The 21,341-nt window shown below is 63.6% G+C and carries 17 protein-coding genes and 1 other RNA gene; 12 read left to right on the top strand and 6 right to left on the bottom strand.

What is annotated here, in order from left to right:
* Positions 1-12: 12 nt before the first annotated feature.
* Positions 13-1,242 (bottom strand): lytic murein transglycosylase, encoded by a 1,230-nt coding sequence (locus FJV77_RS03390; protein WP_142865446.1) that lies wholly within the window; start codon positions 1,240-1,242, stop codon positions 13-15.
* A 32-nt stretch (positions 1,243-1,274) separates the two neighbouring features.
* A complete protein-coding gene (locus FJV77_RS03385) occupies positions 1,275-2,072 on the bottom strand; it encodes a GH25 family lysozyme (protein ID WP_142865444.1) in 798 nt (265 codons plus the stop codon).
* A 294-nt stretch (positions 2,073-2,366) separates the two neighbouring features.
* On the opposite strand from FJV77_RS03385, the gene FJV77_RS03375 reads away from it, so the two are divergent.
* Entirely contained in the window at positions 2,367-3,746 is a 1,380-nt protein-coding gene (locus FJV77_RS03375; RefSeq protein WP_142865440.1) for a serine hydrolase, read from the top strand.
* A gap of 9 nt (positions 3,747-3,755) precedes the next feature.
* Here the strand turns inward: FJV77_RS03375 and FJV77_RS03370 are convergent, their stop codons facing one another.
* From FJV77_RS03370 to FJV77_RS03360, 3 genes are all read right to left on the bottom strand, one after another.
* Positions 3,756-4,421, bottom strand: coding sequence for a class I SAM-dependent methyltransferase (locus FJV77_RS03370; RefSeq protein ID WP_142865439.1), 666 nt, complete (start codon positions 4,419-4,421; stop codon positions 3,756-3,758).
* Complete coding sequence (locus tag FJV77_RS03365) at positions 4,418-5,665, bottom strand: DUF3419 family protein (protein ID WP_142865437.1); 1,248 nt, start codon at positions 5,663-5,665, stop codon at positions 4,418-4,420. Before FJV77_RS03365 ends, FJV77_RS03370 begins: the two co-directional genes overlap by 4 nt.
* A 143-nt stretch (positions 5,666-5,808) precedes the next feature.
* Complete coding sequence (locus FJV77_RS03360) at positions 5,809-9,753, bottom strand: hydantoinase B/oxoprolinase family protein (RefSeq protein WP_142865435.1); 3,945 nt, start codon at positions 9,751-9,753, stop codon at positions 5,809-5,811.
* Between the two features lie 175 nt (positions 9,754-9,928).
* Here FJV77_RS03360 and FJV77_RS03355 point away from each other — a divergent pair, with 175 nt between their 5' ends.
* The 5 genes from FJV77_RS03355 to rnpB all read left to right on the top strand — a co-directional run bounded on the left by FJV77_RS03355 (position 9,929) and on the right by rnpB (position 13,165).
* Positions 9,929-10,132, top strand: a complete 204-nt coding sequence (locus tag FJV77_RS03355) for a hypothetical protein (RefSeq protein ID WP_142865433.1) — start codon at positions 9,929-9,931, stop codon at positions 10,130-10,132.
* A gap of 211 nt (positions 10,133-10,343) precedes the next feature.
* Positions 10,344-11,063: a DnaJ family molecular chaperone gene (locus FJV77_RS03350; RefSeq protein WP_142865431.1), complete on the top strand. Its 720-nt coding sequence runs from the start codon at positions 10,344-10,346 to the stop codon at positions 11,061-11,063.
* Positions 11,060-11,827 (top strand): N-acetylmuramoyl-L-alanine amidase, encoded by a 768-nt coding sequence (locus FJV77_RS03345; protein WP_142865429.1) that lies wholly within the window; start codon positions 11,060-11,062, stop codon positions 11,825-11,827. The genes FJV77_RS03350 and FJV77_RS03345 overlap by 4 nt, the downstream gene beginning before the upstream one ends.
* A 185-nt stretch (positions 11,828-12,012) precedes the next feature.
* Positions 12,013-12,717, top strand: coding sequence for a transglycosylase SLT domain-containing protein (locus FJV77_RS03340; RefSeq protein ID WP_142865427.1), 705 nt, complete (start codon positions 12,013-12,015; stop codon positions 12,715-12,717).
* A gap of 50 nt (positions 12,718-12,767) precedes the next feature.
* Positions 12,768-13,165: RNase P RNA component class A (gene rnpB / locus FJV77_RS03335), an RNA gene on the top strand.
* Between the two features lie 62 nt (positions 13,166-13,227).
* Here the strand turns inward: rnpB and FJV77_RS03330 are convergent.
* Complete coding sequence (locus FJV77_RS03330; RefSeq protein ID WP_142865425.1) at positions 13,228-14,343, bottom strand: cystathionine gamma-lyase; 1,116 nt, start codon at positions 14,341-14,343, stop codon at positions 13,228-13,230.
* Positions 14,344-14,746: 403 nt separating this feature from the next.
* Between FJV77_RS03330 and mraZ the strand changes: the two genes are divergently transcribed.
* The 6 genes from mraZ to FJV77_RS03300 are packed head-to-tail and all read left to right on the top strand — an operon-like array spanning position 14,747 to position 21,323.
* Complete coding sequence (gene mraZ / locus FJV77_RS03325) at positions 14,747-15,220, top strand: division/cell wall cluster transcriptional repressor MraZ (RefSeq protein WP_142865423.1); 474 nt, start codon at positions 14,747-14,749, stop codon at positions 15,218-15,220.
* Positions 15,217-16,248 (top strand): 16S rRNA (cytosine(1402)-N(4))-methyltransferase RsmH, encoded by a 1,032-nt coding sequence (rsmH, locus tag FJV77_RS03320; protein WP_142865421.1) that lies wholly within the window; start codon positions 15,217-15,219, stop codon positions 16,246-16,248. Before mraZ ends, rsmH begins: the two co-directional genes overlap by 4 nt.
* Before the next feature lie 4 nt (positions 16,249-16,252).
* The gene (locus FJV77_RS03315) at positions 16,253-16,645 is read left to right on the top strand and encodes a hypothetical protein (RefSeq protein ID WP_142865419.1); all 393 of its coding nucleotides are present in this window, start codon (positions 16,253-16,255) and stop codon (positions 16,643-16,645) included.
* A complete protein-coding gene (locus FJV77_RS03310) occupies positions 16,642-18,384 on the top strand; it encodes a penicillin-binding protein 2 (RefSeq protein ID WP_142865417.1) in 1,743 nt (580 codons plus the stop codon). The genes FJV77_RS03315 and FJV77_RS03310 overlap by 4 nt, the downstream gene beginning before the upstream one ends.
* Before the next feature lie 54 nt (positions 18,385-18,438).
* Positions 18,439-19,893 carry a UDP-N-acetylmuramoyl-L-alanyl-D-glutamate--2,6-diaminopimelate ligase gene (locus FJV77_RS03305; protein ID WP_142865415.1) on the top strand — a complete coding sequence of 485 codons (1,455 nt, stop codon included), beginning with the start codon at positions 18,439-18,441 and terminating at the stop codon, positions 19,891-19,893.
* Positions 19,890-21,323 carry a UDP-N-acetylmuramoylalanyl-D-glutamyl-2,6-diaminopimelate--D-alanyl-D-alanine ligase gene (locus FJV77_RS03300; protein ID WP_142865413.1) on the top strand — a complete coding sequence of 478 codons (1,434 nt, stop codon included), beginning with the start codon at positions 19,890-19,892 and terminating at the stop codon, positions 21,321-21,323. Before FJV77_RS03305 ends, FJV77_RS03300 begins: the two co-directional genes overlap by 4 nt.
* Positions 21,324-21,341 lie beyond the last annotated feature (18 nt).

Here is a 21,341-nt window from a genome sequence, read left to right as displayed (position 1 = left end):
CTACTCACTATTTCACAGCTTCTCCAGCAGCTCCGGCGTCGGCCAGCCATCGACCGGCAGCCCGAGCCGCATCTGTTCCTTGCGGACGGCTTCGCGGGTGTTGGTGCCCAGAATGCCGTCGACCGTACCGACGTCATAGCCCCTGGCCTCGAGCTTGGTCTGCAATTCCTTCATCTGGTCGCCATTGAGGCCGGTTTCGGGATTGCGCGGGTCGAACTGCTTTGCCCCGCCCAACCGTGCCGCGAGGTTTGCCGCCGTCAGCGCGTAGGTGAAGGACTGGTTCCATTCGAGATAGACGTCGAAATTGTCATAGGCGAGGAAGGCCGGGCCCCTGCGGCCCATCGGCAGCGCCAGACCGGCCTTGAGGCCGTTGTCGATCAGCGGCGTGCCGTCGGGATTGGTAACGCCCCAGGCGGCCCATTGCGACAGCGGCAGCTTGTTGGTGCGGCCGGTCTGCTCCCACGGCATGTCCTCGGGCACGCGCACTTCCTCGATCCAGGGCTGGTCGCGTTTCCAGCCGCGCGACAGCACCTTGTTGGCCGTGGTCATGATCACGTCGGGCACGCTGCGCCTGAGGTCGACGATGCCGTCGCCGTCGCCGTCGACGCCGCGCGCCAGATAGTCGGAGGGCAGGATCTGCGTCTGGCCGACCTCGCCGGCCCAGGCGCCGGTGACGTCGGCCGGCACGACGCCACGATCGATCAGCATCAACAGCGGCACCAGCTGCGGCCTAAACAGCTGCGGGCGGCGGCAGTCATGCGACAGCGTCACCAAGGCGCTCAGCGTGTGGAAATCGCCCTGCACGGCGCCGAAATCGGTCTCCAGCCCCCAGAAGGCGGTGATGATCGGCGCCTGGACGCCGAACTGCTGGTCGGCGCGGGCAAAGACGTCGGCATATTTCTTCAGATTGGCCGCGCCCTGCTTCAGCCGGTAGGCCGAGATCATGCGGTTGGAGAACTGTATAAAGGTCTGGGCGAAGACGCCCTGGGCGCGGTCGCGCGCCAGCACCTTGTCGTCGATGGAAGCGGCTTCCAGGGCGCTGAGGCCGACAGCGCCGACACCGGCTGCCTTGGCTTCCGCCGCCACGCCTTGTTTCCAGGCTTCGAAGTCGCCGCCGCATTCCTGCGCTGCCGCCGGCATGGCCGCGGCGCTGAGCAGCAAGGCCGCGAGCAGCCCGGAGCGCAGTCGGTTCTTCGACTGTTTCCGGCCCTGATATCCCTGTGGTTGCAAATCGGTTCGCATGGACCGTCGAAAAGCAGGCGGCAGCGCCGGTGTCAATGCGTGTTCTGCCGCAGCCACTTTTTCCAGGCGGCTTCGCTGCCGTTGAAAACGTTGATATCGGACTTGCCGGTCATACCGGGAACGATGCCGGTTCCAGTGTACTGCCAGAAGGTGAAGGGGTGGCTGCCGTATTTCTGGCGGGGGTGGCCGGCGACCGAGCGCAGCCAGTAGGGATAGCTGCGGAAATTCGCGAGTTCATTGTCGTCGAAGAAGTCGACCGAGGTATAGATGATCGGCTTCTTGCCGTAGTGCCGTTCGACGATTTCGAGAAAGGTGGTCATCTCCGCGCGCACCGTCGCCGGATCAGGGCGCAGCCGGCAGGTCGGCGATTTCGGGTTCCATTCCATGTCGAGCACCGGCGGCATGGCCGAGCGGTCGACGGGCACGTTCTCGATGAACCAGCGCGCCTGGGTGGCGGCCGGCGTGCAGAAATAGAAGAAATGGTAGGCCGCGCGCGGAATGCCATTGGCCCTTGTGCGGGCCCAATGCTCGCTGAAATACTCGTCGAAACGATCGCCGCCCTCGGTCGCCTTGATGAAGGCGAAGGAGATGCCGTTGGCCTTGGCTGTCGGCCAGTCGACCGACGTCTGGTACTTTGAGACATCGGTGCCGTGAACAGCGTAATTCCAGGGCGCGCCGCTGTCCCATTCATGCGGCTTGGAGTCTTCGAAGCGCGGTGCGCGCACCGCAACCGTCGGGCTGCTGGATGGCGACATAGACGGCACGAGATCGCCGGCGGTCGAGCAGGCGGCCAGCAGCGTCAACGTGATGAGGACCGCGAAACGGCGCATCGCATTTCCCGAGCCGGAATCAGCCGGTCGCTGTTGGGTTTTGTTGCTGCGGGTAGCCCCACCAGACCAGACGATCGCCCCACAGCATCGCCCGATTCATTATTCTCGTGCATGTCGTTGTCCCAAAACCGCTCAGCACTTTTGGGCGACATGCACCAGTGATCGCCGATCATGGTTGAGAACAGGTTGACGGCGCTCGACAAGAACACCGATTTTGCGGAAGCAATGGCGGCAAATCGATGACATAAATCGAGCCGCAAGCCCTCGGGCAGCGGAAAAGCAGGGACTTAAAAGGTGCGGGTCGTCGTGAAGATCATCAAATGGCTGCTTGGCCTGGTCGTGCTGGCGGTTGCCGCGCTGTTTGCCTGGCTCTATATCGCGCCGCCGGAACTGATCCGCGTCGGTTCGGGCTATTCGGCCAAGATCGTCTGCTCGAATGTTTTTATCGCCGGACGTGACCCCAACGAGGTGCTTGCCGTCGACGTGCAGGCACCCGGCCATCCGCTGCTGAGGCTGATGAAAGTGTCGGTGGACAAGAACAGGGGGACTGTCTCGGCCGGGCTGCTCGGCTTCCTCGGCAAGAGCGTTGCCGTCGCGCGCGACGGGCTGGGTTGCGCCTCGGTTCCCGATGGTGACGTCGGCAAAGTACGGCGCACGACAATCCGTGCCGAAGCGTCGGCGACCACCAAGGGGGATCTGTGGCCGGAGGGAGATCGGGTCGATGCCTCGCAGAATCCGGAGATCGGCAAGATCCTTGACGATGCAGGGATGACCGGAACCGGCATGCGCGCCGTGGTGGTGGTCAAGAACGGCCGCATCGTCGCCGAACATTATGGCGACGGTTTTTCGGCGAAAACGCCGCTGCTCGGCTGGTCGATGACCAAGACGGTCAACGCCGCGCTCGTCGGCACGCTGGTCAAGGACGGCAAGATGGCGGTGACCAACCAGGGCCTGTTCGGCCCCTGGAAGGCGGACGGCCGCGCCGCCATCAGTCTCGCCGACATGATGGCGATGTCGAGCGGGCTGGAGTTCAACGAGGATTATGGCGACGTCGCCGACGTCACGCGCATGCTTTATCTCGAGCCCGACATGGCGGGCTTCGCCGAGTCCAAGCCGATAACCGGCGAAGTGGGTAAGGTCTTCTCCTATTCGAGCGGCACGGCGGTGATGCTGTCGCGGCTGTGGCAGGACGCGATCGGCGACAAGGCGAAGGCGCTGGCTTGGCCGCGGACAGCGCTGTTCGCGCCGCTCGGCATGCACAGCGCGGTGCTCGAAACCGACGAGCAGGGCACGTTCGTCGGCTCGTCCTATCTCTATGCCACAGCGCATGACTGGGCGCGCTTCGCGCAGTTCCTGCTGCAGGGCGGCACCTGGAACGGCAACCAGATCCTGCCTGCCGGTTTCGTCGACTGGATGCGCGAGCCGGCGCCGGCCTCGAAGGTGTACGGCAAGGGCCAGGTCTGGATCGAAGGCCCGGGCGATGAGGAAAATCCCGGCGCGGGCGTCGCTGCAGGCCTGCCCAAAGACACCTACTGGATGGAAGGCCATGACGGCCAGACGGTTGCGATCATTCCGTCGGAGCAGTTGGCGGTGGTGCGGCTTGGATTGACGCCGGCCAAGCTTGGTTATCGGCCGCAGAGGATGGTTGGGGCGCTGGTGAAGGCGCTACACTGATCGCGTTTTTTATTTGCGGGATCCGATCACGCCGAGCCAGGCGTATCCGCGATAAAGCGTTCTGAAACAGAAGGTTGCGCCGGTGCGCTCCGATTCCGATTCAAGCACGTCACGCAGCGAAGCGCGCGGCTCGACATGGAATTTCCGCAGCCAGCCGCGCAGCAGCGCCCGGAACCAAAGCGGCAGGCCTTCCTGCTGGCCGAAATCGACGACATGCAATGAGCCGCCGGGCGCAAGTGCTGCAAGCGCTGCTGAAACCGTCTTTTCCCAGCCAGGGATCATCGACAGCGAATAGGACACGAAAATGCGGTCGAAGCGCTCGACGCCGAACAGCGCCTTGGCGTCGAAATCGGTGGCATCGCCTCTTGCCAGCGCGACCCGCCTGGACAGGCCTTCCCTGCCGATCGCCTTGCGGGCGGTTTCCAGCATCTCGGCCGAGATGTCGAGACCGAAGAACCGTGCATCGGGGTAGCGGCGGGCGGCAAGCGCAATGTTGCGGCCGGTACCGCAGCCGAGCTCGAGTACGGTGCCTTTCGCCGGCACATCCAGACCCGATATCATCTGATCGCGGCCGAGCAGATAGTATTTGCGCGTCAGGTCGTAGATGTGGCGCTGCCAGCGATAGACGCCATCCATCAGTTCGGCATGGTCGGCCGGCAGCTCGCTCGTGCTCATGCGGCGCACTTCACATAGAGGTGGAAGCCGCCATAGATGGCAGAGCGGTCGCGGGCCGAATAGTCGCGCGAGGCCTCGTCCTCGTAATTCCATTGGTCGAGCAGCGATGTCGAGACGCGGCCGGGCAGCAGGCTGGGTTCGGCGGCGGTGCGGAAGATGACACGGGCGCCGACCGAGGCGGTGCGGGTGATCTCCGACCACAGAGCATTGAGCTGGTCGTCCGTCATCCAGTCCTGCGCGTCGAGCAGGATGAAGCGGTCGACGGTCCCGGCGTCCTTGCCGGCCAGGAATTCGATCAGGTTGGCGTGATGAATGCCGACGCGATCGACATTGTTGCGGATCGCCTTGTAGTTGGCCTCTTCGAGATAGGCGGGCAGGGCGGCTTCGCCCGGATTGGGATAGCGGCGGGCAAAGGCCTGCCAGGCGAAGTAATTGTTCTTCAACGGAAAATCGCAGGCGAGCTTTTCCAGCCGGGCCTTCAGCACGCTGGCCATAGAGCCGTCGCCCGAGGTGATCAGCGAATCGTACTGCGCCGGCGGAATGCCGAGACCGAACAGGGAAGCCTTGCGCGACGTCGCCCAGCGCAACAGCTTCTTGTCGAAGACCGGCGCCAGCTCTTCGTTGAAGAAGCGACGCTGGTCGGCAATGCTCTTCGACGCCATGATCCCGGCGGGATCGACGCCGAAGAATTTGGCGGTGCGATGGCCCATGGCGATGAACAGGCCGAGCAGGCCGGTCTGGTAGAAATTGCGGTCGAAGACGGTGATGCGCCGGCGGCCGCGCCAGTTGCGGCGCTCCCAGTAGTGACGGCTGACCGGATCGAGATGCGGCGCGATGAAGCGGTCATAGGCTTCCGAATTGTGGCTGGTGTAGGCGGCGCCGAAGAAGCGGAACAGATCGCCCTGCGAAGGCAGATGCCGCACCGCCTCGAGCTTCATCCGGTTCAAGGCGATGTGGGCGGCGTTGAGATCGACCGCATCGACGCGTTCAGGCGACCGGGTGAGGTAGGCCAGGATGTTGCAGCCGCCGGAGGCGATGGTGACGACGCGGTGGCCCTGGCCAAGCTGCATGGCCTCCATATCGACTTCAGGGTCTTCCCAGATCTGCGGGTAGACGAGGCCGGAAAACAGAAGCGCAAACAGCCGCTCGGAAAGGCCGGCCTTCGATAGCGGGCGGTTCTGGTAGACGGCTTTTCCAACTTCCTTGCCACGGCGAAAGACCAGATCTGCCGAAACGTCCGTCATGGCTAATGATTCCCCATTTGCTTTGGCGCAAGCGGGTAGCGCAGCGTCATGACAGGCCAGTGACAGGCTGTTGACGCTTCAGCTTGTTGTTTTGATGCAAGTCGTTTTCCCAAATCGGATGAACAATTTTTGGGCGATGTGCATCAATCTTGGCCAAACCCTCCCGGCGTCGGCGTCGTCAGGATGACGGCGTCGCCGGCGTCGAGCACGGTCTGGTCGCAGGCCATCAACGTCTCGATGCTGCCGTCGTTGCGCCGCACCTTGGTCGAGCCGACCTCGCCATCGCCGCCGCCGTCCAGGCCTTGCGGCGGCCGGTTGCGGTGCGAGGACAGGATCGCGCATTCCATCTTTTTGAGGAAACGGATCGTGCGCCTGGTGCCGTCGCCGGCGCTCCATTTGCCTTTGCCGCCGGAGCCTTCGCGGATGTGGAAATCCTCGAGCAGGACGGGAAAGCGCAGTTCCAGCACTTCCGGATCGGTGAGGCGCGAATTGGTCATGTGGGTGTGGACGCCGGAGGTGCCGGCAAAGCCGCGGCCGGAGTTCATCTGTCCGGCCGGCGAACCCGAGCAGATCGTCTCGTAATACTGGTACTGCTTGTTGCCGAAGGTCAGGTTGTTCATCGTGCCTTGCGCATTGGCCATGGCGCCCATGGCGCCGAACAGCGCGTTGGTGACATGCTGCGAGGTCTCGACATTGCCGGCGACAACGGCGGCGGGATAGCTGGGTTTCAGCATGCAGCCGTCGGGGATGATGATGTTGATGGGCCTGAGACACCCGGCATTCATCGGGATCATGTCCTCGACCATGACCCGGAAGGCGTAGAGCACCGCTGCACGGGCGACGGGCTCCGGCGCGTTGAAATTGTTCTTCATCACAGGCGACGTGCCGGTGAAGTCAACGGTCGCCTCGCGCTTTTGCCGGTCGACCGCGATCTTCACCTTGATGACCTGGCCGGTGTCGGTCGGGTATTCATACTCAGAACTGTCGGGCAGCCGCTCCAGCACGCGGCGCACGCTTTCGGCGGCATTGTCCTGGACATGGCCCATATAGGCTTCGACGACATCGAGGCCGAAATGGGCGACCATCTTGCGCAGTTCCGCCACGCCCTTTTCATTGGCTGCGATCTGCGCCTTGAGGTCGGCGATGTTCTGGTGCGGGTTGCGGGCGGGGTAGGGGTGGTCGGTGAGCAGCGTTTGCAGTTCCGCCTCGCGGAATTTTCCGCGATCGACGACGCGGAAATTGTCGAACAAAACACCTTCCTCGTCGACGGTAGTGGCGAGCGGCGTCATCGAGCCGGGGGCCGTGCCGCCAATATCGGCGTGATGGCCGCGCGAGGCTACGTAGAAGATTATTTCCTCCCCCCTTGAGGGGGAGGTGGCGGCGGAGCCGCCGGAGGGGGTCGCCGCAGCAGTGCTCGACGTCCTTGCGGCGCCTTCTGAGAGGACCCCACCCGGCCGATTCGCGGCCACCCTCCCCTCAAGGGGGAGGGAGAACACCGGTGTCACCACGGTGATGTCGGGCAGATGCGTGCCGCCATTGTAGGGAGCATTCAGTGCAAAGACGTCGCCGGGACGGATGTCGCCGGAGTTCAGCCGGATGATGGTCTCGACCGAGCGATCCATGGAGCCGAGATGCACCGGCATGTGCGGCGCGTTGGCGACCAGCGCGCCATGGCGGTCGAAGACGGCGCAGGAAAAATCCAGCCTTTCCTTGATGTTGACGGAATAGGCGGTGTTCTGCAGCGTGACGCCCATCTGCTCGGCGATCGACATGAAGAGGTTGTTGAAGACCTCCAGCATCACCGGATCGGCTTGGGTGCCGAGGGCCGCAGCGCGCACTTTCCGTTCCGTGCGGCGAATGACGACGTGATTGAGATTGGTGATTTCGGCCCGCCAGCCCGGCTCGACAACGATGGTCTGGTTCGGCTCGATAATGAGAGCGGGGCCCCCGACCAAATTGGAGGGGCGCAGGTTTTCGCGGCGATGGATGCCGGCCTCATGCCACCGGCCTTCGGTGTAGATGCGCCGGGTTCCCGAAGCGTCGGCTTCAACCCGTGCAGGTCCTGCGGACGCATAGGCTTCGGCCCTGGCCTCTGCGATTTCGCTGCCTTCGACGCCAACCGTCTCGACGATCATCGGCTTGTCGTCATAGACGAAACCAAACTGCGCCTTGTGGGCGATCTCGAAATCGCGCCTGGCCTGGAAGATCGAGTCCTGCTCGAAATTCACCGGCAGCGTCGTGTCGGTGCCGTCGTAGCGGATGTGCAATACCGGCTTTGCGGCAACCTGGTCCTCGGCGATGCCTTGCACGGCCAGTTCGGCGATGACGGCCTTTTTCAACGTGGCAATGAGGCTGTCGATCTCTGACCTGGACTCTTCCGCCAGCGGCTTGAGCAGCGCCTGCTGGCGCGAGGCAAACACCGACGACAGGCCGATGCCGTAAGCCGACAGCAGGCCGGAGAAGGGGTGGATCAGGACCGCCTCCATGCCGAGCGCGTCGGCAACCAGGCAGGCATGCTGGCCGCCGGCGCCGCCAAAACAGTTCAGCAGATATTCGGTGACGTCATAGCCGCGCTGCACGGAGATCTTCTTGATGGCGTTGGCCATGTTTTCGACGGCGATGGTGACAAAGCCTTCGGCGACGGCCTCGGGCGTTCGGCCATCGCCGATTTCGGCAGCCAGGGTCGCGAATTTTTCGCGTACCGCGGTCGCGTCCAGCGGCTGGTCCTGGCCCGGGCCAAAGATCGACGGGAAGAAATCCGGCTGCAGCTTGCCCAGCATGACATTGGCGTCGGTGACGGCGAGCGGACCGCCGCGCCGGTAGGCGGCCGGGCCAGGATTGGCGCCGGCGGAATCGGGGCCGGCGCGGAAGCGGCCGGCTTCATAGTGCAGGATCGAGCCGCCGCCGGCAGCCACGGTATGGATACGCATCATCGGCGCGCGGATGCGCACGCCGGCAACCTCTGTGTCGAAGGCGCGCTCATACTCGCCGTCATAATGGGCAACGTCGGTCGAGGTGCCGCCCATGTCGAAGCCGATGACTTTCTCGAAGCCGGCGAGCTTCGCCGTCTCGACCATGCCGACGACGCCGCCGGCCGGGCCGGACAACAACGCGTCCTTGCCTTGGAACATGTCGGCGGCGGTGAGCCCGCCCGACGACATCATGAACATGAGGCGGGGGGATTGGCTGATCTCCCCCCTCGTGGGGGAGATGCCCGGCAGGGCAGAGGGGGGCGTGACGGAATGAGGCGCTGTCGGGACAGCGCCCCCCTCGGTCGGCTTCGCCGACTGCCCTTCGCTATGGCTCCGGGCGTTCGTCGCTGAAAAAGCCAAATCGTTGGCTTTTTCTCGGCCTTCGGCCGAGCGCTCCTCACCCCCCTCGAGGGGGGAGAGGGCGCCCAGCTCGCCCGCCACCCTTTGCACATACCTCGACAGGATCGGCGACAGATAGGCATCGACCACGGTGGTGTCGCCGCGACCGACCAGCTTGATCAGCGGCGAGACCTCATGGCTGACCGAAATCTGCGAAAAGCCGATCTTCCGGCAGACTTTCGCCACCGCCTTCTCGTGGTCGGGGTATTTCCAGGCATGCATGAAGACGATCGCCACCGCATCGATGCCGTCGGCGCGGGCCTGTTCGATCGCGGGACGGCAGGCGGGGATGTCGAGCAGGCGCTCGACATCGCCGTTGGCCCGCACGCGTTCGTTGATCTCGATGACACGCTCGTAGAGCTGTTCGGGAAGGATGATCTCCTTGGCGAAGATGTCGGGCCGCGCCTGATAGGCGATCTTCAGCGCATCGCGAAAGCCCTTGGTGATCAGCAAGAGCACGCGGTCGCCCTTGCGCTCCAAGAGCGCATTGGTGGCGACGGTGGTGCCCATCTTGATGTCGCCGATCAGGCCGGACGGAATGGCGGCGCCCGATTTCAGACCGAGCAACTCACGGATGCCGGCTATGGCCGCATCAGGGTAGGCTTCAGGATTTTCCGACAGGAGTTTCCTGGGATGCAACCCGCCGTCCGGGTCGCGCCCGATCACGTCGGTGAAGGTGCCGCCGCGGTCGATCCAAAAATCCCATTTCTTGTCCACGCAGAGCTCCGGCATTTCTTTTGGTTTCAAACTGTTAGTTCGCCATCGCGCGGCCTGCAATCGGCTACGGGGATGTTACATCAGGAAACGCAACGTTACGAAACTCATGGCCGTCTGATGCATTTCCTCTTCGAGCGTTCACTGCAATGTGAGCGTGTAGTGAAGGAGAGATGGTATGAAAAAGCTCATTCTTGCGTCCGTTTCTGCCCTGGCCCTGTTCGGCGTTGCCGCCTGCAGCGACAGCGGTACGGACAACACCACCACCCAGAGCACCAATCCGCCGGCCGCCGACCAGCCGATGCAGCCGGCAAACCCCGATACCCCGAAGCCTGCTGAACCGGCTCCGGCAACGCCTGCTCCTGCCGCCCCCGCGCAGTAGCAGCAGCCTCGGTCACTTTGATGTGACGAGAGAGTAGGCCGGCTTTGCGCCGGCCTTCCTGCATTTAGGGTCGGCTGGTGGCTTAATGGGCCTTGAATCGGCTAATTCCATCGATTTGGGATCTGGCGCATCGGTTGTTTGCGTAAATCGATCCACCCCTGCGGCACTGTCTTCGCTTGATAGCGGTGGCCGGCGGCCCTAATAAGCGCTCATGTCGATTTGGGATCGCCTTGGCGAGTTCATCAACCGCGTTTCCTCTTCAGCCAACTCGGGCGTCGCCGAAGTGGTCGAGGCCGTGCGAACTGTTTTTTCCGGCGATGCGGATCTGCGCCGGCGCGTTGCCTTCTCGGTGGCGATGATTGCGCTGTCGGCCAAGATGGCCAAGGCCGACGGTATCGTCACCCAGGACGAGGTGCGGGCCTTCCAGCAAATATTCGAGGTGCCGAGAGAGCAGACCCGCAATGTGGCGCGGCTCTACGATCTGGCCAAGCGCGACGTTGCCGGGTTCGAGACCTATGCCGAGCGCATGGCACAGATGTGCGGCTCGGGCCATTCGAACTGCGTCATGCTGGAAGACATACTCGACGGCCTGTTCCATATCGCCAAGGCCGATGGGCTGGTGCATGAACGCGAAGGCATTTTCCTGCACCGCATTGCCGAGATTTTCCGCATCGACGAGGTGCACTACGAGGCGATCATGGCCAGGCACGTCAATCTTGGCGCCGGCGATCCCTACGTCGTGCTGGGCATCGAGCGCGGCAAGCCGTTCGAGGAGGTCAGGAAGCGGTATCGCAAGCTGGTCTCCGACAATCATCCGGACCGGCTGATCGCGCGCGGCCTGCCGCAGGAATTCATCAAGATCGCCACGACCAGGGTCGCGGCGATCAACGCGGCCTATGAGATGATCGAGCGGGGCCTCAGGCACGCATGAGCGGCTTCCTGCCCGACGAGCCGAGTGCCGAGGTCAGGGTATCGCCGAATTTCGGCCCGCGGCGCGAGACGCTCAGGCCCGACATGATCGTGCTGCACTATACCGGCATGGCGACGGGTGCCTCGGCCGAAGCCTGGCTGTGCGACCCCGCCAGCGAAGTTTCCTCACACTATCTCGTCCACGAAGACGGCCGCATCGTCCAGATGGTGCGCGAGAGCGACCGCGCCTGGCATGCCGGCAGGAGTTCGTGGTTCGGGCGCACCGACATTAATTCTTGCTCGGTCGGCATCGAAATCGTCAATCCCGGCCATACGTTCGGTTATTCGGCCTTTCCGAAGAGGCAGATCGAGGCGCTGATTGGCCTCTGCAAGGGGATAATCGGGCGGCACTCCATAGCGGCTCAACGCGTGCTTGCCCATTCCGACATCGCTCCGGGGCGCAAGATCGACCCGGGCGAGAAATTCCCGTGGAAGGTGCTGTTTGCGGCGGGGGTCGGCCATCTCGTTCCTGCGGCGCCGATCCGGCGCGGCGCGGTGCTGAAAGCTGGCGATACCGGCGCCGAGGTCGAGGCACTGCAGTCGATGCTGGCGCTCTATGGCTATGGCGTCGAGATATCCGGCGTCTTCGACCGCCAGACCGAAATCGTCGTCGAAGCGTTTCAGCGGCATTTCCGGCCACGCCTGGTGGATGGCGTCGCCGACGGCTCGACGATCCGCACGCTGCAAAGCCTGCTGACTTCCCTTAGGTCAGTTGCGTCTAAATAACCTTTTCCTGATATTCGAGTTACAGCCTGTCACTGAAAGTGAATTGCCTCGCCTTGTTCGACACCAATTCGGCCATCAAAGGCAGTTCGTGCAAGTTATCAGGCCTTCATCCCCCCGGAAGTCCCGATATTGATTAGGCGTTGCTGCGTGAAGATCTTCGCGCGGCCCAGACAGAACAGGACCACATGCAGAAATTGACCGTTGTAACGGCAGCTATTGCTGCCGGCGTGATGACTTTTGTCTTCAGCGCGGCCGATGCCGCACCACTGAGCCAGAGGGCAGACCAGGGCTTCATCGCCACCCCCGCCAAAACCGCCATGACGAAAGCGAGCCCAAAAGCCAAGAGGACAGCCACTGCCAAAGTGCAGAAGGCAGCCGTGGTGAAGGTCAGAAAAGCGACGGCCAAGAGGCATTTGAAGCGCGGCAGGAAGAGCATCGACCTGACGACGACCGCGTCGATCGGTCCGAGCACCGCTGCAGCGTCGACGGCGGCGGCAGCCCTCGGCGGCCAGTATTCAGCAATCATCGCCCGCTATGCCGCTGCTGAAGGCGTGCCCGTGTCGCTGGCCAAGGCGGTCATCAAGATCGAGAGCAATTATCGCCCCAACATCGTCGGTAGCGCCGGTGAGATCGGCCTGATGCAGATCAAGCCAGCGACGGCGCGGATGATGGGCTATAGCGGCTCGGCCAAGGGCCTGTTCGATCCCGACACCAACATCAAATACGGCATGAAGTATCTTGCCATGGCGCGCAACCTCGGCGGCGGTACGACCTGCGGCACGATCCTGAAATACAATGCCGGCCATGCCGCGACGCGGATGAACCCGGTGTCGGCCGCCTATTGCGGCAAGGTCAAGGTGCAGATGGCAGCCCTTGGGTCTCCCGCATAAGTCTGCTTTTTCGTTTGCGTTTTGGAGCGTGAACCCCTTTATACGCTCTGCCAGCTGGCCGGGCGGCCGCACCCGCAAAGCCGAAAGGCTGCGGGTGAGGAAAGTCCGGGCTCCATGGAGACACGGTGCCGGTTAATGGCCGGCGGGGGCGACCCCAGGGAAAGTGCCACAGAAAGCAAACCGCCACGATTTATCGGGGTAAGGGTGAAAGGGTGGGGTAAGAGCCCACCGCGCGACTGGCAACAGGAGCGGCACGGTAAACCCCACCGGGAGCAAGACCGAATAGGGACGGTGCGAGGGGAAACCTTCGAGGGCTGTTTCCGGCCCACCGTCCGGGTAGGTTGCGTGAGGTGCATGGCAACATGTGCCCAAGATGAATGGCCGCCACGTTCTCGCTCTGCAAGGGGCGAGGGCCATACAAAACCCGGCTTACAGGCCAGCTGGCAATTCTCCGTGATATGGAAGATCCATTGAGATCAGCAGGTTGCGCCCTCGGGCGCGCCTGTTGATTCAAGCACCGATCTTGTCCAGCGATGCCTCGATCGCCTGCCAGAGTTCTTCCACCGGTTCGCAACCCACCGAAAGGCGCACGAAGCCCGGCGGAACGGCGTCGCCGCGCTTGGCGCGCCGCTCGGCCGAGCTGTGGACGCCGCCGAAGGATGTCGCCGCCTGCATCAGCGTGCAGTTGTTGATGAAATCTTCGGCCTTGTCAGCGGAGGCGAGTTCGAAGGAGACGAGAAAACCGAAGCGCTCCAACTGGGCGCGGGCGAGGTTGTGCGACGGGTCGCCTTCCAGCCCGGGATAGCGCAGGCCGCTCACCGCTCGATGGTTCTTCAGTCGCTGGGCGATCACCTCCGCCGAAGTGCACATGCGGTCGAAGCGCACGTCCAATGTCTCCAGGCCGCGATGCACCAGCCATGCCTCGAACGGGCCAGGAATGCCGCCCGCCATCTCGCGCCAGCCGGTGACGGCGGCAATGATGTCTGGGTTACGGCTCGCGACGTGGCCGAACAACACGTCGGAATGACCGTTGGCCGCCTTGGTGTCGGCGGCAACGACAATGTCGGCGCCGAGATCCAGCGGGCGCTGGCCGAATGGCGTCATCGTCGTGTTGTCGACGACGACCGTTGCTCCCGCGCGGTGGGCAGCGTCGGCGACGGCTGTGATGTCACAGATGTCCAGTCGCGGGTTTGACGGCGTTTCGATGTAGACGAGCCGATAGCCGTCGAAGCCGCCGTCGAGAAAGGTCGATGTCGGTCTGAGATCGTAGGTGATGCCGAATGGCTTCAGGAAACGCTCGGCCAGCGCGCGCGTGGCATGATAGCCGTCCGAGGGCAGCAGGACACGATCGCCCGATTTCAACAGGCCGAAAAACACCGCCGAGATCGCCGCCATTCCCGAGGGGAAGCCGACACTTGGAGCGTCCTCCAGATGCGCCAGCATATGCTCGACCGCATCCCAGGTGGGGTTGCTGTAGCGACCATACTGACTGTAGCCGGCGCCATCGCCTGGATTGTGGAAAATGGCAGCCATGGTCAGCGGCAGAGGGATGGGGTCGCCTTTGGCAAGCCCGTCGCGACGCAGATGGGCGAGGGAGGCCGCGCGTGACCTGGCTGTTTCGGACATGGATTTTCTAACCTTGTTGCTGGGCGGAAAGACGGCTGACGCTATGCGCGGCAGCGATGCGCGGCAAGCCGCTTCCGGTTGGGCCAAGCCGCTCTAAACGGTTCGTTAGGCTTAATGAGGGATAAAGACGGGAGCGTCGCCAGAGCTGCTCTCACCGGTTGTGGCGCGCGCGTTTGTGAAGCCTGATCCCGTTGACGCCCATAGTGCCCCATGATATCCCATTTCGATACCAAAGCCTTCGTTCCGCGTCAGGGTAAAGCGTACGCCAATCGGGCAGCCGCGGCGGCTGTGCGTTTGCCGGGTTTTGCCGTTGGGACCGAAGCAGATTTTCGGCAGGGGACGCGCAGTGGCGCGGACGAAAACATGGAGAGGGGTGCGGCGGCGGAAGCGGCTGTAGCGTGTCATGGACCGGTTTCTGTCAAGCGCGGTGAACAGGATCGATGCGAAGGGGCGGGTTTCCGTTCCGGCGCATTTCCGCGCGGTCGTGCAGAAACGCGGCTATGTGGACCTCTACGCGTTGCGTGGCCTGGACGTGCCGGCGATGGATGTCGGCGGGCTCGACCTGCTCGACCGCTACGAACAGCGCATCGCGCTGGAAGACCCTTTCCTGCAGACGGCGGACGACATGTCGTTCTTCTGCCATGGCGACGGGACGTTCCTGAAGCTCGATCAGGACGGCCGCATCACGATGAGCGATTTCATCCGCGAGCATACGGGCATCTCGAGCGAAGTGGCTTTTGTCGGTCGCGGCAATTTCTTTCAAGTTTGGGAACCCGGGCGGCTTGCCGCCTATGGGGCGCAGGCACGCGCCCGGCTTTTGCAGCTTCGGCAGGGGACGAAGGCTCACGAGGCCAAGGCTGGGGAGCGGCCGGAATGATGGCGGATCAAGGCGATGACATCAGCGCCGTTGGCGGATCGGTCCGTCACATTCCGGTCCTCCTTGCCGAAGTGCTGGAAGCGCTCTCGCCCAAAGCCGGCGATGTGATCGTCGACGGTACCTTCGGCGCTGGCGGCTACACCAAGGCGATCCTGGCGAGCGGCGCCTCGGTGGTGGCGATCGATCGCGATCCGGACGCCATCGCCGCGGGACGCAGCCTGGAGCAGCAATCCGGAGGCAGGCTGAGGCTGGTGCAAGCGCCGTTCTCGACGCTGGACGAGCAGGTCGAAAGCGCCGACGGCGTTGTGCTCGACATCGGCATTTCCTCCATGCAGGTCGACCAGGCCGAGCGCGGCTTTTCGTTCCGCGCCGACGGGCCGCTCGACATGCGCATGGCGCAGGCCGGCTTGAGCGCCGCCGATGTCGTCAACAGCTTCAAGACGGGCGATCTCGCCCGCATCTTCGGCTTCCTTGGCGAAGAGCGCAACGCCGGGCGCATTGCCCGCATGATCGAGAGCCGCCGCGAAAAACGCCCGTTCGAGCGCACGCTCGACCTTGCCGACGCCATCGAGACGCATATCGGCCGCGCGCCGAAGGACAAGATCCATCCGGCCACCCGCGTCTTCCAGGCGCTGCGCATCTTCGTCAATGACGAGCTGGGCGAGCTGGCCAAGGCGTTGGTGGCGTCTGAGCGCGTGCTGAAACCCGGCGGGCGGCTTGCCGTGGTGACGTTCCATTCGCTGGAAGACCGCATCGTCAAGCGCTTTATCGCCGACCGCGCCGACGCGGTGACCGGCTCGCGCCATATGCCCGAGGCGCATGCGCGCAGCGCGACCTTCCGCAAGGCCGGTGGCGGTGTGACGCCCGGCGACGCCGAAATAGCAGCCAATCCGCGGGCGCGCTCAGCCAGGCTGCGTGCTGCAATCCGTACCGAGGCGCCGGCGCGCGCCGGCGATCTTTCCATCTTCGGCCTTCCCAAACTTCCTGGGGCAAAGCTTCCCGGCACCCAGGCGCCGCGAGAGAGGTGAACAATTGTTTCGAACCAGCGACATAGTCCTGATCGCCGTCATGGTCTCGGCCGCGGCCTTCACCTACAAGGCCAAGCGCGAGGCTGAGGAACAACTGGCCTCGGTGCAAAAGATCGAGGCGCAGATCCGCTATGAGGAGGACACGATCGACCTGCTCAAGGCCGATTGGAGCCTGCTGACCCAGCCGTCGCGCCTGCAGAAGCTGGCTGAAACATACAAATCGCAGCTCGCACTCGAGCCGGTCAATGCGCGGCAGATCGTGGGGATCGACGACCTGCCGGCAAAACCGCTCAACATCGAGGACCTGTCGTCGCAGCGGCTCGGCGGCATGGCCGACAATTCCGGCAAAGGACCAGCCGGAAAGGATCCCGTCGTGACCGGAGCCATCGTGCAATGACCGTCGGGTTTCCAATCAGCGTCAAGCTTCCGAAGATCGGTGGGTTGCTGAAGCGCCGCGCAAGGACCGGCGAGGACGGCTCGATCGTCGTCGAAGGCGCGCGCAAGGCGACCGGCGGCAAGGCCAAGACCCGCATCATCATGACGATGGCGGTGTTCTTCGGCATCTATTCGACCATCGCCGGGCGGCTAGTCTATCTCGGTTTCCAGAATCCCGACATGTCGGGCGGGCCGCAGAGCCGGGTGACGGCGTCGCGTCCCGACATCGTCGACCGCAACGGCGAGGTGCTGGCGACCGACATCAAGACGGCATCGCTGTTTGCCGAGCCGCGCCGCATCGTCGATGCCGACGAGGCGATCGAAAAGCTGTCGACCATTCTGCCCGATATCGACCCTGAGCAGACCTATCACAAGCTGAAGAGCGGCGCCGGCTTCGTCTGGCTGCAGCGACAGCTGACGCCGAAGCAGCAAGCAGACATCATGCAGCTTGGTATTCCAGGCATCGGCTTTCGCACCGAAAAGCGCCGCTTCTATCCGGCCGGCGTGACCTCATCCTACATTGTCGGCCTCACCAACATCGACAATCAGGGCATCTCCGGGATGGAGAAATACATCGACGAGCAGGGCTTAAGCGACTTGCAGGCCTCTGGCCTTGCGGTGGCGAAGGACCTGAAGCCGGTGCAGCTGTCGATCGATCTGCGCGTCCAGCATGTGGTGCGCGACGAGATCGCCGCCGGCCTCGAACGCTACCGCGCCATGGGCGCCGGCGCCGTCGTGCTCAACATCAAGACCGGCGAAGTGGTGGCCATGGCCTCGGTGCCGGATTTCGATCCGAACAATCCCTTTAATGCGCAAGACAAGGATCGGCTGAATCGCATGTCGGCCGGCCTCTACGAAATGGGCTCTACCTTCAAGAGCTTTACCTCGGCGATGGCGCTCGATTCCGGCAAGGCTAACATGAACAGCCGTTTCGACGCGTCGCATCCGATCCGTGTCGGCCATCAGGCCATCCACGATTTTCATGGCAAGAACCGCGTGCTGTCGCTGCCGGAAGTGTTCCTTTACTCCTCCAACATCGGATCGGCCAGGGAGGCCGAGCTGGTCGGCATCGAGGGGCACCGCGAATTCCTGCATCGCGTCGGCCTTTTGGACAGGATGCAGACCGAGCTGCCTGAGGTCGCACGCCCGACCGAGCCCAAGGTCTGGAAACAGGTCAACTCGTTCACCATCGCGTTCGGCCATGGCGTGTCGACGACGCCGCTGCAGGCCGCGGTCGGCTGCGCGGCGCTGATGCAGGGCTACCTGATCCCGCCGACTTTCCTGGTCCGTAGCGAGCAGGATGCCATGGCGGTGGCCAAGAGAGTGGTCAGCGAAAAGACTGTGGAGGGCATGCGCTACCTCTACACGCTCAATGCCGAGAAAGGCTCGGCCAGAAACGCCAGGGCCCCTGGCTACCGCGTTGGCGGCAAGACCGGAACCGCCGAGAAAGTCATCAATGGCCGCTACTCGAAGGAACTGAATTTCAACACCTTCGTCGCAGCTTTCCCGATGGACGATCCGCAATATCTGGTGTTTACGATTGCCGACGCTCCGCACCCGGAAAAGCCCGGGATGACCGACGTTGCCGCCAACAATGCGGGGGTTATGGCCGGCAATATCATCCGGCGGGCAGCGGCCATGCTTGGCGTGAAGCCAGATTTCAGCCATGAAAATGGTGCAACGCTGGTTTCCTATCAGTGATTCTTAGGGCGCGCCGGCAACTGCGCGCTATTTTGTTGCGATGAACGGGGTTCGATGCACCTTAGAGATTTAGCCGGTATCCTGCCTGTCGAGGGAACAGCGTCCCGCGATCTGGAGGTAACCGGGATTTCGTCGGATTCCCGCCAGGTCAAACCCGGCGTCGTCTTTTTCGCGCTTGCCGGCAGCAAAGCGGACGGCGCCACCTATGTCGCCGATGCGGCAAAACGCGGCGCGGCGGCGGTTGTCGTGGGCAAGACCAGCGCAATTGCCGGCCTGTCGGTTCCGGTGCTGAGCGTCGATGATCCGCGTCTGGCGCTGGCGCTGAGTGCCGCGCGCTTCTTTGGCAGGCAGCCTGAAACCATGGTCGCGGTGACCGGCACCGCGGGCAAGACGTCGGTCGCCGCCTTCACCAGGCAGATCTGGGAGCAGGCTGGCTTCGCCGCCGCTTCAATCGGCACCACCGGCGTCGTGGCGCCGGGCCGCAACGAGTATGGCTCGCTGACCACGCCCGATCCGGTGGCTTTGCACCAATTGCTCAGGGAATTGGCGGTGGCCGGCGTCACGCACGCCTCGATGGAAGCTTCCAGCCACGGTCTCGACCAGCGCCGCCTCGATGGCGTCAAGCTCGCCGCCGGCGGCTTCACCAATCTCGGCCGCGACCATATGGACTATCATCCGACGGTCGAGGACTACCATCGCGCCAAATTGCGCCTGTTCGATGCGTTGCTGCCGAAAGGCGCGCCGGCCGTCATCTTCGCCGACGATCCGTGGTCGGCGCCGACGGTCAAGGCAGCGCAGGCCGCGGGGCTCAAGGTGTTGACGGTCGGCCGCCATGGCGATTTCCTGCGGCTGAAGCGGGTCGAGCACGAGCGCCGCCGCCAGCGCGCCGAGGTCGAAGCCGATGGCGTGCTCTACGAAATCGATCTGCCGCTGGCCGGTGACTTCCAGATTGCCAACGCCCTGGTTTCGGCGGGTCTGGCGATTTCCACTGGAACGCCAGTCGCCAAGGCTTTGATGGCATTGGAGAAACTCCAGGGCGCGCCAGGCCGGCTTGACCTTGTCGGCGCGACCGCCAATGGCGCGCCGGTCTATGTCGATTATGCCCACAAGCCGGACGCACTGGAAAATGTGCTGGCCGCTGTGCGCCCGTTCACCACCGGCCGCGTCATCGTCGTGTTCGGCTGCGGCGGCGACCGCGACCGGGGAAAAAGGCCGATCATGGGCGAGATCGCCACGCGGTTGGCCGATGTCGTCATCGTCACCGACGACAATCCGCGCTCGGAAGTGCCGGAAACCATCCGCGCCGCGATCCTGGCGGCTGCGCCCGGCGCCATCGAGATCGGCGACCGCCGCAAGGCGATCCACGATGCCGTCGCCATGCTCAAGGCCGGCGACACGCTGATCGTTGCCGGCAAGGGTCACGAAGAAGGTCAGACCATCGGCGCCGAGACATTTCCTTTCTCAGACCATCAGGAAGTCCGGTCTGCGCTGCGGGAGCGGGCCGCATGAGCGTGCTCTGGACTGCCGATGCGCTGGTTGACGCCATGGGCGGACGGCCGCTCGGGCCAATGCCGGAGGGCATATCGGGGATCTCGATCGACAGCCGCAGCCTGCAGCCGGGCGACGCCTTCTTCGCCATCAAAGGCGAGGTGATGGACGGCCACGATTTCGCGACTGCGGCGATCAAGGCCGGCGCCGGTGTTCTGGTTGTCGCCGAAGGCAAACTGCCATCGCTCGGGCGGCTGACGGCGCCGATGATCGTCGTTCAGGATGTGCTGGCGGCACTCGAAAAACTTGGCGTCGCCGCGCGCGAGCGTTCCAAGGCGAAGATCATTGCGGTGACCGGCTCTGCCGGCAAGACCACCACCAAGGAAGCGCTGCGCCATGTGCTGTCGGCCGTCGGCAAGGTGCATGCCTCGGCGCAATCCTTCAACAATCATTGGGGTGTGCCGCTGACGCTGGCCCGCATGCCGGACGATTGCGACTACGCGGTGTTCGAGATCGGCATGAACCATCCCGGCGAGATCCGGCCGCTGGTCAAGATGGTCCGGCCGCATGTCGCCATCGTCACGCTGATCGCCGCCGCACATCTCGGCTTCTTCAAAAATCTCGACGAGATCGCCAAGGCCAAGGCAGAGATTTTTGAAGGCATCGAGCCCGGCGGTGCTGCCTTGCTCAACCGCGACGATGGGCGCTGGAAGCTGCTCGACAAAATGGCGCGCGCCGCCGGCGTCGAACATGTCTTTAGCTTCGGCGAAAACGCCCGCTCGACCTACAAGCTCACCAAATGTGAGCTGCATGCCGACCATTCCGACATCGCTGCCAGGATCGGCGGGCAGGATGTGACGGCTCGCATCGGTGCGCCCGGCCGTCATATGGTGCAGAATGTGCTCGCTGTTCTGGGCGCGGCGCATCTGGTTGAAGCCGATATCGGCAAGGTGGCGGAGGCGCTGGCCGATCTCTCTGCCGAGCGCGGCCGCGGCAAGCGCCATGTGCTGCGCCATCCCGGGGGACCTATCACGCTGATCGACGAGAGCTACAACGCCAATCCGGCATCGATGAGTGCCGCCATGGCGCTGCTCAACGCGACGCCAGTGTCGGGCGAGGGCCGCCGGATCGCCGTACTCGGCGACATGCTCGAGCTCGGCGAACATTCGGCAAAGCTGCATGCAGCCCTTGCCGAGCTGATCGTCGGCACTGGGACAAATACAGTTTTTCTTGGCGGCCCGGAAATGCGGTCGCTGGCCGATATCCTGCCCGACGAAATCACCACGGAATACCGTGCCGGCGCCGAGGAGTTGAAGCCGCTGCTGTTGGCGGCGCTGAGGGCCGGCGACGTGGTGATGATCAAATCGTCGAAAGGCATCGGCTTTTCAAAACTGGTCGAGGCCTTGCTGGGTAAATATCCGGCGGAAGCCGCAGGCGCGAAACAGAACTAGTCCCGGGGGACGGAATCG

The organism is Mesorhizobium sp. WSM4306, from assembly GCF_007003975.1.
Lineage (GTDB): Bacteria > Pseudomonadota > Alphaproteobacteria > Rhizobiales > Rhizobiaceae > Mesorhizobium.
This window is presented reverse-complemented; position numbering and strand designations above follow the sequence as displayed.

What these genes read in the sequence shown, in the direction of transcription:
- FJV77_RS03390 (WP_142865446.1), bottom strand. Translation starts at nt 1,242, where the DNA reads ATGCGAACCGATTTGCAACCACAGGGATATCAGGGCCGGAAACAGTCG.
- FJV77_RS03385 (WP_142865444.1), bottom strand. Translation starts at nt 2,072, where the DNA reads ATGCGCCGTTTCGCGGTCCTCATCACGTTGACGCTGCTGGCCGCCTGC.
- FJV77_RS03370 (WP_142865439.1), bottom strand. Translation starts at nt 4,421, where the DNA reads ATGAGCACGAGCGAGCTGCCGGCCGACCATGCCGAACTGATGGATGGC.
- FJV77_RS03365 (WP_142865437.1), bottom strand. Translation starts at nt 5,665, where the DNA reads ATGACGGACGTTTCGGCAGATCTGGTCTTTCGCCGTGGCAAGGAAGTT.
- FJV77_RS03355 (WP_142865433.1), top strand. Translation starts at nt 9,929, where the DNA reads ATGAAAAAGCTCATTCTTGCGTCCGTTTCTGCCCTGGCCCTGTTCGGC.
- FJV77_RS03350 (WP_142865431.1), top strand. Translation starts at nt 10,344, where the DNA reads ATGTCGATTTGGGATCGCCTTGGCGAGTTCATCAACCGCGTTTCCTCT.
- FJV77_RS03345 (WP_142865429.1), top strand. Translation starts at nt 11,060, where the DNA reads ATGAGCGGCTTCCTGCCCGACGAGCCGAGTGCCGAGGTCAGGGTATCG.
- FJV77_RS03340 (WP_142865427.1), top strand. Translation starts at nt 12,013, where the DNA reads ATGCAGAAATTGACCGTTGTAACGGCAGCTATTGCTGCCGGCGTGATG.
- FJV77_RS03330 (WP_142865425.1), bottom strand. Translation starts at nt 14,343, where the DNA reads ATGTCCGAAACAGCCAGGTCACGCGCGGCCTCCCTCGCCCATCTGCGT.
- mraZ (WP_142865423.1), top strand. Translation starts at nt 14,747, where the DNA reads ATGGACCGGTTTCTGTCAAGCGCGGTGAACAGGATCGATGCGAAGGGG.
- rsmH (WP_142865421.1), top strand. Translation starts at nt 15,217, where the DNA reads ATGATGGCGGATCAAGGCGATGACATCAGCGCCGTTGGCGGATCGGTC.
- FJV77_RS03310 (WP_142865417.1), top strand. Translation starts at nt 16,642, where the DNA reads ATGACCGTCGGGTTTCCAATCAGCGTCAAGCTTCCGAAGATCGGTGGG.
- FJV77_RS03305 (WP_142865415.1), top strand. Translation starts at nt 18,439, where the DNA reads ATGCACCTTAGAGATTTAGCCGGTATCCTGCCTGTCGAGGGAACAGCG.
- FJV77_RS03300 (WP_142865413.1), top strand. Translation starts at nt 19,890, where the DNA reads ATGAGCGTGCTCTGGACTGCCGATGCGCTGGTTGACGCCATGGGCGGA.